Here is a 12,256-nt window from a genome sequence, read left to right on the forward strand (position 1 = left end):
AGCCTGCTCGCGAATCGCATTACCACCGATATCAGCTCAATCCTCAAACCTGATCGGGCACTTCTCCGCCCCCTCCAGCTTCCTCAACTCCTCCACCACTGGCGGCCGCGCCCGGCGCAAGGTCAGGCTGCGACCCTGGCCCAGCAGGCGTCGCGCTTCCTGATGCAGCATCTCTACCCCTGAATAATCGATGAAGTTGATCTGCTGCGCCTCGATCACCACCCGCGCGCCATGCAGGCGTTGCAGGCGCACTTGCAGGTAATGGCTGGCGCCGAAAAAGATCGAACCACCCACGCGCAACACATCGTCGTCACCGTCGCGCCAATGCTGCACTCGTGGTTGCGAGGTGCGCTTGAGGTAGAAAAACAACGACGCCAGCACCCCGGCGTAGATCGCCGTCTGCAATTCCAGCAGCAAGGTCGCAAGACAGGTCAGGGCCATCACCACGAACTCGGCGCGGCTGACCCGCAGCAAAGCGCGAATGCCCCGGTGATCGACCAGACCCCAGGCGATCAACAGGATGCTGCCGGCCATGGCCGGGATCGGAATGTGCGCGATCAGCCCCGCGCCGAACACCGCGAACAGCGCCACCCAGAGCGCCGAAAACACCCCGGCCAGCGGCGAGCAGGCACCCGCCTCGTAACTCAATCCCGAGCGGGTAAACGATCCGGCGGACAGCGACCCGGAAAAGAACGCACCGACGATGTTCGACAAACCCTGTGCGCGGACTTCCTGATTGGCGTCGAGCAACTGTTGCGAGCGCGCCGAAATCGAGCGGGCAATCGACAGGCTGGTGACCAGCCCGAGCATGCCTACCGCCACCGCGCTCGGCAGCAAGCGCAAGATCACTTCAAGATCCAGCGGCAAAGTACTGAACGGCGGCAGGCGTCCGACGAAAGCGCTGACCAGATGCACATGACCAAACATCGCCGGCCAGACCCACACCAGCAGGCTGGCCAGCACCAGCGTGAGCAACAGCGTCGGCCAGCGCGGCAAAAGTTTTTTCAGGGCCACGCCGACGATTACCGTGGCGACGCCGAGCATCAGCGAAGGCTTATCCACAGCCCCCAGATGTCGCAGCAGGTCCATCAGGCTGGCGAGCGCGGTGGTGTTGGCCGGCAATTCCAGCCCGAGCAGATTGGGCAATTGCCCGATGGCGATCACCACGGCGGCGCCGAGGGTGAAGCCGAGCACCACCGAGTGCGAAACGAAATTCACCAGTGCGCCAAAACGCAGCAAGCCGAGCAACCATTGGAAAATCCCCGCAAGGAACGTCAGCAGCAGGATCAGAGTGATGTAGTCCTCGGACGCCGGCACCGCGAGCGGGCTGACGCTGGCGTACAGGACAATCGAAATCGCCGCCGTCGGGCCGCAGATCAGATGCCATGACGACCCCCACAGGCAGGCGATCAACACCGGGATAATCGCCGCATACAGGCCGTATTCCGGTGGCAGCCCGGCAATCAGCGCGTAGGCAATCGACTGGGGTAAGGCGAGAATCGCACCGCTGAGGCCGACGATCAGGTCCCGCCCGACGCTGGCGCGGGTTTGCCGTGGCAACCAGCTCAGGAAAGGAAACAGTGAATGGCGGCTGGGTAAGGCCATGGGTCCTCGCGGTTGGGTTTTTCAGGCAAGCCTATCAGGACACAGCAATCATTGTGGCGAGGGGATTTATCCCCGATGGGCCGCGAAGCGGCCCCAAACCCAGAGTTCTCGGTGAGTCAGGTATATCGAGTTCATGGATCTTGCGACTGCTTCGCGGCCGATCGGAGCTACATCCCCTCGCCACAGGTAAGTGGTCGACAGTCAGATAGCCTTACAGTTTGGCCTTCACCGCCACCAACGCATCCTTGCCATCCACGGTCTTCACGCCATCCAGCCACTTGTCCAGCACCGCCGGATTCGCTTTGATCCACGCCTTCGCCGCTTCGGCATTGCTGATCTTCTTGTTCACTACCTCAGCCATGATGCTGTTCTCCATGTCCTGGGTGAACGCCAGATTGGTCAGCAACTTGCCCACATTCGGGCAGGCCTCGGCGTAGCCCTTGCGGGTCAGGGTGAAGACGTTGCCGGTGTCGCCGAAGTATTTTTCGCCGCCCTTGAGGTAACGCATTTTCAGCTGCACGTTCATCGGGTGCGGGGTCCAGCCGAGGAAGGTGACGAATTTCTGTTTCTTCACCGCCCGCGACACTTCGGCGAGCATCGCCTGTTCGCTGGACTCGATCAGCTTCCACTGCCCCATGTTGAAGTCATTCTTCTTGATGATCTCCTGCAACGAAATGTTCGCCGGCGCGCCTGATCCGATGCCGTAGATCTTCTTGTCGAACTTGTCGGCGAATTTGTTCAGGTCGGCAAAATCATGCACACCCGCCTCCCAGACATAGTCGGGGACGGCGAGAGTGAATTCGGTGCCTTCGAGGTTTTTCGCCAATTGCGTCACATCACCGGTGGCGACGAACTTGTCATAGAAGCCCTGCTGCGCCGGCATCCAGTTGCCGAGGAATACGTCCACCTGGCCATCCTTCAAGCCGCCAAAGGTGATCGGCACCGCGAGGGTGTCGACTTTGGCCTTGTAGCCCATGCCGTCGAGCAGAAATCCGGTGATGGCATTGGTCGCGGCGATGTCGCTCCAGCCCGGATCGGCCATTTTCACGGTTTCGCAACTTTGCTCGGCGAAGGCCGAGGTGCTGCTCAATGCGATCAGGCCAACGGTGACAGCTGTGGATAACTTGCGCATGGACTTCCCCTTAACGTTATTGGTTTTGGCAGGGTTGTGGATAACGGGCCTTGCGCTCCAGATCATCAAGGTCGATGTGGTTGCGCATGTACTGCTGACTGGCATCGACCAGCGGCTGGTGATCCCAGCTCTTCAGCTTGCCGATGGTTAACGCATCGGCGACGAAACGGCGTCGGCGCTGGCTGGCCAGTACGTCCCGATGGATCGCCGGAATGTCCCACTTGGCCCGCGCTTCAGCGAGAAAGTCTTCGAACAGCTGACCATGTTGCGGCGATTGGCTCAGTTCCTCCTCTTCGCGCGGATCGTTATCCACATCGAAGAGTAGGCACGGGTCGCTTTCGCTGTAGATAAATTTGTAGGCGCCCCGGCGAATCATCATCAGCGGGCTGATAGTGCCTTCGGCCATGTATTCGCCGAACACCTCGTCATGCCCGCCCTGCCCTTGCAGGTGCGGCAGCAAGGAACGGCCGTCCAGTGGCAGGCCCGGCTCAAGCGTGCCACCGGCCAGATCCACGAACGTCGGCAGCAAGTCGGCGGTGGATACGGCGGCGCTGACCCGCCCGGCCTCGAATTGTCCCGGTGCGCTGATCAGCAGCGGCACCCGCGCGGCCATCTCGAACCAGTGCATTTTGTACCAGAGGCCCTTCTCGCCGAGCATGTCGCCATGGTCACCGGAGAAGACGATGACGGTGTCGTCGATCAGCCCGGTTTCTTCAAGGGTTTGCAGCAGTTTGCCGACATTGGCGTCGATATAGCTGCAAGCACCGAAGTAGGCGCGACGGGCATCGCGGATCTTATCCACAGGCAGCGGCTTGTCCCACAGGTCGTAAACCTTGAGCAGACGTTGCGAGTGCGGATCGAGTTCGTCCTGGTTCAAGGCTGTAGGCAACGGAATATCAGCATCGTCATACAGATCCCAGAAAGCCTTGGGAATCGTGTACGGGTCGTGCGGGTGGGTCATCGACACAGTCAGGCAGAACGGCTGGTCGCCGTCCTCGCGGATGTGATCGAACAGGTATTGCTGCGCCTTGAACACCACCTCTTCGTCGAAATCCAGCTGATTGGTGCGCACGCACGGCCCGGCTTGCAGCACCGAAGACATATTGTGATACCAGCTCGGCCGCACGTCCGGCTCGTCCCAGTTCACCGCCCAACCGTAATCGGCCGGGTAAATGTCGCTGGTCAGGCGTTCTTCATAACCGTGCAACTGGTCCGGCCCGCAGAAATGCATCTTGCCCGACAGCGCGGTGCGGTAGCCGAGACGCCGCAGGTAATGCGCGTAAGTTGGAATGTCGGCGGGGAAATCGGCCGCGTTGTCGTAGGCGCCGATCTTGCTCGGCAACTGGCCACTGACCAGGGTGAAACGCGACGGCGCGCACAGCGGGCTGTTGCAGTAAGCAGCATCGAACACCACGCCTTGGGCGGCGAGGCGGGACAGATTCGGCAGTTTGATGGGCGATGGGCCGTAGAACGGCAACATTGGCGCGGCCATTTGATCGGCCATGATGAAAAGAATGTTCTTGCGCTTCATGTGATCGCGGCATTCCATGTTGAATATTTATGCGAGAGTGCTGCGATCGAGCATGGATTCCATGCCTGTTCCGGTAAAGCCCGCGCCGGACAATAACTAGGATAAGCACAGCTTATGTATGACGCCCTCGGTGATCTGTCTCTCGATCTGCTGCGCGCTTTTGAAGCGGCGGCCCGCCATCGCAGTTTTACCGCTGCTGCGGTGGAGCTTGGCACCACGCAGCCGGCGATCAGCCAGCAAATGAAACGTCTGGAAGAGCAGCTCGGTACGCGCCTGTTCGACCGGATTTACCGGGGTATCGAGTTGACAGAGGTTGGCGCCCTGCTGTTCGAGCAAGTTACCCTCGGTTTGCAGAATATCGACGCAGGATTGAGCGCAATCAGCACTCAGCAGCAACATGAAGTGCTGCAAGTGGCCACGGATTTCGCTTTCGCCGCCTATTGGCTGATGCCGCGCCTGCACCGCTTCCATGAGGCCAATCCGCACATCGATGTCAGCCTGGTCACCAGCGAGCGCAACCACAACATGCTGCGCACCGACATCGACGTGGCGATCCTGTTTGGCGATGGTCGATTCAAGCAGGGCGAGAGCCATTGGCTGTTCAGCGAAGAAGTGTTCCCGGTGTGCAGCCCGCTGCTGCTCAAGGAGCGTTCATTGCCGTTGCCCGCGCAGGCCCTGCTGGAATTTCCGCTGTTGCATCTGCGTGGGGAAAACAGCAGCAACTGGTTCGACTGGAGTGGCTTGTTTCGTCAGTTGGGCCTGACTACGCCGCCAGCGCCGGGGCAATTGCGCTTCGACAATTACACCTTGCTGATTCAAGCGGCGATTGGCGGACAAGGCGTGGCGATCGGATGGCGGCACCTTGTGGATAATTTGCTGGTGCAGGGTTTACTGTGCCGGCCGCTGGCGGAAACCACGCTGTCGCGGCTGGGGTATTACGTGGTGTTGCCACAGCGCAAACGTCGGGGTGCGTTGATTCAGGAATTTGTTGATTGGTTAATGGCGGAACAGGCCAGCAGTGCCGAATCGCTTAACGGTCTGGTCCTGCCCTCGATTGCGGTGTGAAGAGCAAAAGATCGTCCGATCTTTTACGAATCAGAAGCCGCCACAAAATTCACATGCTGCCCCACATGCAGGTTCAACCGCAGTTCATCGGCAATCCCCACCGCGACACGGTTCAAGCGTTCCAGCGGTTCGGCCAATCCCGGTTCGAGATTGCCGCCGACCTGACTGAAGTGCTCGATGGTCAATCCGGCCACGCCATGCGGCGCATTGACCAGGGTCCAGCGCAGTGAGCTGCTTTGTACCGCCTCAAGGATTTCTTCGGCAGCGTGACGTTGCAGACGCTCGTCATTGTCAGGCTCGTCGAGCACACCGAAGTTGCCGACCAGAAACAGGCGCGGCACGCTGGCCAGTTGCAAACCTTCGACCAGCGCGTCGACTGCCAGTACCTGTTCGACCGGCCCCAGCGTTACCGACCGTTCGACATGATCGCTGCTGAACGGCAACCCCGGCGCGTCCAGCAGGCAGATCACCGCCGAACTGCCGGCGACGCTCTGATTGACCCGCTCGGCATCGAACAGATCGCCGGTCTTGGTGCGCAACCCCGGACGCGGCGCGAGTGCGGTGAGATCGTCGAGAATGGCGATGACTTCGTGTTGGCGACGCAGCAATTCAGCCATCAATGCACCGCCCAGGCTGGCCATGGCACCATAAAGCACCACTTTGACCACTTGGGTCTCGGCATTTTTCATGGCTGTTTTCCTTATAGTTGTCCTATATGACCTGTGACGGTGGAAACAGCCAAGGGTTCGAACCGATTGAGAGGCGACACGATGCAAGGGATCAAGGGCTATCACGCCCATGTCTATTTCGACGCACAAAGCATCGACCAGGCGCGGGCCTTGTGCGAACAGGCCGCGCAGTTGTTTGCGCTGAAAATGGGCCGCGTGCACGAACGCCCGGTGGGGCCGCACCCCGACTGGAGCTGCCAACTGGCTTTCGGTCCCGAGCTGATCGGCGAGGTGCTGCCGTGGCTGGCGCTTAACCGCAAAGGCCTGGTGGTGTTCCTGCATCCGGACACGGGCGATGACTTGCTCGACCACACCGAACACGCGATCTGGATGGGCGCGGTGCGGCCCCTGGATCTGTCGATTTTTTAACCAGATGCTGACGCTGAACTGATAACGGATATGTCCAGACTGCCAGCCAGCGCTGACTGTCCGTTTATCCGCATCGCTACCAACCCCGTATTCATTGGCTGTCGCTGCATCCGACCGCCGGTTGACCATTCATTCATCGCTTTCGGTCGCGAAAGGTAGCTGAAAGCTTCCCCGATTAGGATCGCCCCACTCCCGGCAACAGACCGGTTGGCCCAAGCCCTGTGTTTTTTCCACAGGCCCGGCCCAATTAACAACAACAATGGTGATTCTGATGTCTTCTGCAACCCGCCGTTTCTCCCGCTTCCTGCTGGTCACTCCGCCCGTACGCCTCGCGCCTCCCGTTCTGCGCTGATCCCGCCCGATCCGCTCATTCAACTAGCCGCGCTACGCCTGGAGTATTCCCATGCTGACTTTCCTTGGCTTCGCCATGGTCATCACGTTCATGTTCTTGATCATGACCAAGCGCCTGTCCGCGCTGATCGCCCTGATCATCATCCCGATCCTGTTCGCCCTGTTCGGTGGTTTCGCGCCGAAGATCGGCCCGATGATGCTTGAAGGCATCACCAAACTGGCGCCGACCGGCGTGATGTTGATGTTCGCCATTCTGTATTTCGCCCTGATGATCGACTCCGGCCTGTTCGACCCGGCCGTGCGCAAGATCCTCAAACTGGTCAAGGGCGACCCGCTGAAAGTTTCGGTCGGTACCGCCGTTCTGGCGCTCGTCGTTTCCCTCGATGGTGACGGCGCGACCACTTACATGATCTGCGTGGCTGCGATGCTGCCGCTGTACAGCCGCATCGGCATGAGCCCGCGAATCATGGCCGGTCTGATCATCCTCGCCGGTGGCGTAATGAACATGACCCCATGGGGCGGCCCGACCGCCCGCGCGGCGAGTGCCCTGCATGTCGACCCGTCGGACATTTTCGTACCGATGATCCCGGCCATGGCCGCCGGTGTCTTGGCGATCCTGGTGATTGCCTACTTCTACGGCAAGCGTGAACGCGCCCGCCTCGGTGAACTGCACTTGGTCGGCGACGAGATCGATCACAGCGAAATCAGCGTCTCGCAATTCCCCGACGCACGCCGTCCGAAGCTGATCTGGTTCAACGCCGCACTGACTTTCGGCCTGATGTGCACGCTGATCGGCGGCCTGTTGCCGCTGCCGGTGCTGTTCATGGTGGCGTTCAGTATCGCCATGATCGTCAACTACCCATGCCTGCAAATGCAGAAGGATCGCGTCGCCGCGCATTCCGGCAGCGTGCTGGCAGTGGTCGGGCTGATCTTTGCGGCTGGTATCTTCACCGGTATCCTGTCGGGCACCGGCATGGTCGATGCGATGTCGAAGAGCCTGTTGGCGGTGATTCCGGATTTCCTCGGCCCGTACCTGGCGGTGATCACGGCACTGGTGAGCATGCCGTTCACCTTCTTCATGTCCAACGATGCGTTCTATTACGGTGTATTGCCGGTGCTGACCGAAGCGGCCAGCCACTATGGGATCACTGCGGTGGAAATGGCCCGTGCCTCGATCGTCGGCCAGCCCGTCCACTTGCTGAGCCCGTTGGTGCCGTCGACCTATCTGTTGGTGGCGCTGGCCGGCATCGATTTCGGTGATCACCAGCGTTTCACCCTGAAATGGGCGATCCTGGTGTGCATCTGCATTCTGATTGCTGCACTGCTGTTGGGGACTTTCCCGCTGTTCAGCACTCTATAAGCCCAAGACTCACCGTTACGGGGCCCGGCTTCGCGGTTTGAAGCCCGGACCTTTTTCGGTTCAACAATTGCTCAAAGGAATACACATGGATTGGCTGACCAACCCCGAAATCTGGGTTGCCTTCTTTACCCTGACCGCCCTGGAAATCGTCCTCGGTATCGATAACATCATCATGATTTCGATCCTGGTCAGCCGCATGCCGAAACACATGCAGCAGCGCACGCGGATCTTCGGTCTTGGCCTGGCCATGATCACGCGGATCCTGTTGCTGCTGTCGATTACCTGGGTCATGCGCCTCACTGCCGACCTGTTCGAAGTGTTCGGCCAGGGCATTTCCGGTCGCGACCTGATCCTGTTCTTCGGTGGCCTGTTCCTGCTGTGGAAAAGCTCGCAGGAGATGTACCACGCGCTGGAAGGCGAAGACGAAAGCGACGACGCGCCATCGGGCAAGGGCGGCAACTTCCTCTACACCATCATCCAGATCGCGATCATCGATATCGTCTTCTCGCTGGACTCGGTGATCACTGCGGTCGGCATGGTTTCCCACGTCCCGGTCATGGTCGCGGCGATCGTCGTGGCGGTGCTGGTGATGATGCTGGCGGCGGGCAAGATCAGCGAATTCATCGACAAGCACCCGTCGCTGAAAATGCTCGCCCTGTCCTTCCTGCTGGTGGTCGGTACCGTGCTGATTGCCGAATCGTTCGACGTGCACGTGCCAAAAGGCTACGTCTACTTCGCCATGGCGTTCTCGCTGGCGGTTGAGGCTATCAACATCAAACTGCGCGGCGCGATGGCCAAGAAGAGACAGCAGCAGGATCCGGTGAAACTGCGCAAGGATGTGCCGGGCCAGTAACCCGGTAGTCCAGCGGCAACACAAAACCTGTGGGAGCTGGCTTGCCAGCGATAGCGTACGGTCAGCGACTTTAACGTTTGCTGACCTGACGCCATCGCTGGCAACCCAGGCTCCCACAGGTTTTTGTGTTTATGCAGGGGAACGAGGTTGTCGAGAGCGCGGTCGGCGGCTTGTTTGAGTCTTTGCGCTTCGAGGTCGGGGTGAGGAAGATCGGTGACCGGTGGATCTGGCGTTATCTTTTTCATGTTCAGCTGCTCCATAGAATGAAGCCACTGCCGTTCTCTACTAAAAGAAGGGAGGCGGCTGTACGCAGGTTATTAGACCGGGGAGCTAGCTTTCCGGCGCACCCGAAGGTGCCCTGCGCACAACCACCATCAGGATCAGGCATAACCTGACGCAACGATGCTTGCGCACAATAACGAGCAACCCGGGCTACTAATTCCGACCACTGATGAGCAGTGGCCAGCAAACGATAGAGACCAGCCCCAAAGCGCGGCGTGTACGTAAACACGCTGCGAAATCCGTGTTTATCCTCTCTTGGATCAGACACACAACCTGTGGGAGCGAGCCTGCTCGCGAAGGCGTCACATCGGTCGAAAAAAGAGGCTGCCTGACGCACCGCTTTCGCGAGCAGGCTCGCTCCCACAGAGGCATATCGCATCCATTCGAAACGGGCCGAAAAGGTTGACTCATCGACCTTCGCTCGTTAGCGTCCCCGCTCGCCTCAACGCCAAACAAGGAACGTTCATGTCTGGAAAACCCGCCGCGCGCGTCACGGACCCGACCACTTGCCCGATTCCCGGTCACGGCACCAACCCGATTGCCAGTGGTTCGGGCGATGTCTTCTTCAACGGCCTCGCCGCCGCTCGCCTCGGCGACACCTGCACCTGCGGCCAAGCGCTGAATGGCGCCTTCTCCGCCACGGTGTTCATCAACGGCAAAAACGCCATGACCCTCGACAGCACGGCCAGCCACGGCGGGGTCGTGGTCGGCGGTTCCGGTAATGTGATCATCGGCAGCTCGCACACCCCTGCTCCGTTCGTTCCACCGTTACCAATCATCGGCCAGCCCTTGGTCGAATTCAAAGCGGTCAGCGCCGGCAACGGCGAACCCATCGCCGAACAAGGCTACGAAATCGAAACCGCCGAAGGCCGCATCGTCAATGGCCTGACCAATGCGCAGGGCATGACCCAGAGCGTTGCGACCCTGCAGCCCGATCTCGCCATCGTTCGCTGGACAGCCTGAGCTTCAAGGAAGAAACAATGACCGGACAATGCATCGCTCCAGACGACCTGGACATGAAAAAACTCTGGGACAGCACCTGTGAGCTGCCCACTTGCAAACGGGAAACCAGCACCGCCGGCCCCAACCCGAAAACCCGCGTCGAAGTCCCGCTGCTGACCTGCAACTGCCTGTGGCGCCGCTTCCAGAAAGAAGCCGAAGACTGGGTCGCCCCCGGCGGCGTCCTCATCGCCGACCCCCAGGCCCGCAACCGCAAAATCAACGCCGCGTACGCGCAATTGTGGCTGGCGGATAACCGCTTTCAGTGGGCAGGGTTGGCGGCGTTTGCTTCGAAGCAGGTGGGGTGTGGGCTGATCCACGCCACCAAACTGCAAACCGCCATCGCTGCACAGAAAGCGGCACAGGAAAAGCTGCGAACCGCACCATCGGAAACTCTGTTCGAAGGCTTTGGGTTCAAGTTCAGCAAGACCAATCCCGAGGCAGCGCAGGAGCTGGCCAAAGCTCGGGCAGCCAATCCGATGCCGACGGAGGACATCACCTTCGGCGACAACCCACGTTCAGTGGTTCAGCAGCAACTGGACTATGTGTATGAGATGTTGGCGCTGGGTAATACGTCGCTGTTTCTCGACGTTTATCCGTTGCACCGGTTTTTTATGGTGCGGGGGTACAAGGAAATGGAGAAGTGTTTGAGAAGCCGGCGTGGCATTGAGAAGGATGTAATGTGGCCGATAGCGAATAAGGTGCAGTTTGGGATTGATGCGGGTGAGATTTACCGAACCTTTGAAGCGATTGATGCCGGTGAAATTGCCGAAAGCGTTCAACAGATGGCACGACATGAACAGTTGAATATCTTGCAGCCCGCAATGTATGAGGACACGCAATTTGCAACACTGATGCGCGGTACTCATGCGGGCAACTACGTATCCGTGGTGACTGGCATGTTCTCTGGTGCAGCAGAGGAAATTCAACTAACGCTTGCTAGTCAGTGCAAGGCTCCCGATAACAGACAAGTTTCATTTTCCAAGAATCCTATCGCTAATCTCGCGGACAGGGATCAGCGAATGGAGTTCGTGTTACGAGCTGCTGGCCAATTTGATGCTTTGCTCAAGAACCCAGCGACTCGTGCTCAACTGAAACAGTCAATTACGGATATTGCTAACGGAGGCGGAATAAAGTGACGATTATTTCGCGTCGACTGGCATTTGCCGGGACTGGGATAACGCTCGTTCTGGCGGTTGTTGTCGCCTACTCCATGTCCGGTGTCGACAGGATCTATGCTCATATTGGGAAGCCATACGCCGAAGTCGTCAAAGACTCCAGTTTCCCTGTTGAACGAAAAACAGCCATATATCCAAGTGACCCTCCCAAGGTCGACTCGACTTGGATAAGCAGCCCGGTCGTGATTACTTTTGATGATGCCGAGCATGGCTTTACCTTGCCCAAAACAATTTACGGCGCGGTGGGCTATACCAAGGGAAAAGTAGACGGCATAACGACGTCGCCAATGGTTGAATCGCTTCCCTTTGATAAGACAATTGCGCTCTTGGCCGAGCTGCAAACGATGTTCAGGAACGCCAACTGGACTCCTGAACCCGTTGAGGGAAATGATTGGATCAAAGTGCAGAGTGATGATGAAAGGCGACAGCTACAAGCGAAGCTTTTTGATCAGGCGGATGGGGTCATTCTTCTGGTTCCACACAAATACAGCCTGCTGATGCACATCAAGTGCTATGCGCGATGTGATGAGCGGAATGTGAAGACGGCCAGGTATTTAATCGACGTTGGCCTGAGCAGGGACCACTTCAGCGATTGATCCTGCAAAACCACAATCCTGTAGGAGTGAGCCTGCTCGCGATAGCGGTCTCTCAGACAACGATGATGTTGAAGCTGACGACCCTATCGCGAGCAGGCTCACTCCTACAGGTATCTATGTCGGTTTCAGCGATGTGAGTGAACCTGTTTTCATGACACTTTTGTTTCAATCCACGCTTTAGCTGTGCAATGCTGGCGCTGAGACCGT

The 12,256-nt window shown here is 58.8% G+C and carries 11 protein-coding genes; 7 read left to right on the plus strand and 4 right to left on the minus strand.

Annotated features, from left to right (window positions below):
* Nucleotides 1–36 precede the first annotated feature (36 nt).
* The 3 genes from BXA01_RS16245 to betC all read right to left on the minus strand — a co-directional run bounded on the left by BXA01_RS16245 (nucleotide 37) and on the right by betC (nucleotide 4,268).
* Nucleotides 37–1,605 carry a SulP family inorganic anion transporter gene (locus BXA01_RS16245; protein WP_076564766.1) on the minus strand — a complete coding sequence of 523 codons (1,569 nt, stop codon included), beginning with the start codon at nucleotides 1,603–1,605 and terminating at the stop codon, nucleotides 37–39.
* A gap of 211 nt (nucleotides 1,606–1,816) precedes the next feature.
* Nucleotides 1,817–2,737, minus strand: coding sequence for a choline ABC transporter substrate-binding protein (gene choX / locus BXA01_RS16250; RefSeq protein ID WP_076564769.1), 921 nt, complete (start codon nucleotides 2,735–2,737; stop codon nucleotides 1,817–1,819).
* A 16-nt stretch (nucleotides 2,738–2,753) separates the two neighbouring features.
* Entirely contained in the window at nucleotides 2,754–4,268 is a 1,515-nt protein-coding gene (gene betC / locus BXA01_RS16255; RefSeq protein ID WP_076564772.1) for a choline-sulfatase, read from the minus strand.
* 114 nt (nucleotides 4,269–4,382) lie between these two features.
* Here betC and BXA01_RS16260 point away from each other — a divergent pair, with 114 nt between their 5' ends.
* Nucleotides 4,383–5,333, plus strand: a complete 951-nt coding sequence (locus BXA01_RS16260) for a choline sulfate utilization transcriptional regulator (protein ID WP_076564774.1) — start codon at nucleotides 4,383–4,385, stop codon at nucleotides 5,331–5,333.
* Nucleotides 5,334–5,356: 23 nt separating this feature from the next.
* Here BXA01_RS16260 and BXA01_RS16265 read toward each other — a convergent pair whose 3' ends face one another.
* Complete coding sequence (locus BXA01_RS16265) at nucleotides 5,357–6,022, minus strand: NAD(P)-dependent oxidoreductase (RefSeq protein ID WP_076564777.1); 666 nt, start codon at nucleotides 6,020–6,022, stop codon at nucleotides 5,357–5,359.
* An 81-nt stretch (nucleotides 6,023–6,103) separates the two neighbouring features.
* Here BXA01_RS16265 and BXA01_RS16270 point away from each other — a divergent pair, with 81 nt between their 5' ends.
* From BXA01_RS16270 to BXA01_RS16295, 6 genes are all read left to right on the plus strand, one after another.
* Complete coding sequence (locus BXA01_RS16270) at nucleotides 6,104–6,430, plus strand: DOPA 4,5-dioxygenase family protein (protein WP_076564780.1); 327 nt, start codon at nucleotides 6,104–6,106, stop codon at nucleotides 6,428–6,430.
* 403 nt (nucleotides 6,431–6,833) lie between these two features.
* On the plus strand, nucleotides 6,834–8,141 hold the full coding sequence (locus tag BXA01_RS16275; protein WP_076564783.1) for a CitMHS family transporter: 1,308 nt from the start codon (nucleotides 6,834–6,836) through the stop codon (nucleotides 8,139–8,141).
* A gap of 85 nt (nucleotides 8,142–8,226) precedes the next feature.
* Nucleotides 8,227–8,994: a TerC family protein gene (locus BXA01_RS16280; protein ID WP_076564786.1), complete on the plus strand. Its 768-nt coding sequence runs from the start codon at nucleotides 8,227–8,229 to the stop codon at nucleotides 8,992–8,994.
* Nucleotides 8,995–9,741: 747 nt separating this feature from the next.
* Nucleotides 9,742–10,239 carry a PAAR domain-containing protein gene (locus BXA01_RS16285; protein WP_076564789.1) on the plus strand — a complete coding sequence of 166 codons (498 nt, stop codon included), beginning with the start codon at nucleotides 9,742–9,744 and terminating at the stop codon, nucleotides 10,237–10,239.
* Between the two features lie 17 nt (nucleotides 10,240–10,256).
* Nucleotides 10,257–11,414 (plus strand): DUF2515 family protein, encoded by a 1,158-nt coding sequence (locus BXA01_RS16290; protein ID WP_076564792.1) that lies wholly within the window; start codon nucleotides 10,257–10,259, stop codon nucleotides 11,412–11,414.
* On the plus strand, nucleotides 11,411–12,049 hold the full coding sequence (locus tag BXA01_RS16295) for a hypothetical protein (protein WP_076564794.1): 639 nt from the start codon (nucleotides 11,411–11,413) through the stop codon (nucleotides 12,047–12,049). Before BXA01_RS16290 ends, BXA01_RS16295 begins: the two co-directional genes overlap by 4 nt.
* Nucleotides 12,050–12,256: the final 207 nt, after the last annotated feature.

It is taken from the genome of Pseudomonas sp. B10 (assembly GCF_900156235.1).
In the GTDB taxonomy this organism is placed as follows: domain Bacteria; phylum Pseudomonadota; class Gammaproteobacteria; order Pseudomonadales; family Pseudomonadaceae; genus Aquipseudomonas; species Aquipseudomonas siliginis.

Excerpts from the sequence above, each read along its gene's own strand:
- BXA01_RS16245 (WP_076564766.1), bottom strand. The coding sequence starts at position 1,605 with ATGGCCTTACCCAGCCGCCATTCACTGTTTCCTTTCCTGAGCTGGTTG.
- choX (WP_076564769.1), bottom strand. The coding sequence starts at position 2,737 with ATGCGCAAGTTATCCACAGCTGTCACCGTTGGCCTGATCGCATTGAGC.
- betC (WP_076564772.1), bottom strand. The coding sequence starts at position 4,268 with ATGAAGCGCAAGAACATTCTTTTCATCATGGCCGATCAAATGGCCGCG.
- BXA01_RS16260 (WP_076564774.1), top strand. The coding sequence starts at position 4,383 with ATGTATGACGCCCTCGGTGATCTGTCTCTCGATCTGCTGCGCGCTTTT.
- BXA01_RS16265 (WP_076564777.1), bottom strand. The coding sequence starts at position 6,022 with ATGAAAAATGCCGAGACCCAAGTGGTCAAAGTGGTGCTTTATGGTGCC.
- BXA01_RS16270 (WP_076564780.1), top strand. The coding sequence starts at position 6,104 with ATGCAAGGGATCAAGGGCTATCACGCCCATGTCTATTTCGACGCACAA.
- BXA01_RS16275 (WP_076564783.1), top strand. The coding sequence starts at position 6,834 with ATGCTGACTTTCCTTGGCTTCGCCATGGTCATCACGTTCATGTTCTTG.
- BXA01_RS16280 (WP_076564786.1), top strand. The coding sequence starts at position 8,227 with ATGGATTGGCTGACCAACCCCGAAATCTGGGTTGCCTTCTTTACCCTG.
- BXA01_RS16285 (WP_076564789.1), top strand. The coding sequence starts at position 9,742 with ATGTCTGGAAAACCCGCCGCGCGCGTCACGGACCCGACCACTTGCCCG.
- BXA01_RS16290 (WP_076564792.1), top strand. The coding sequence starts at position 10,257 with ATGACCGGACAATGCATCGCTCCAGACGACCTGGACATGAAAAAACTC.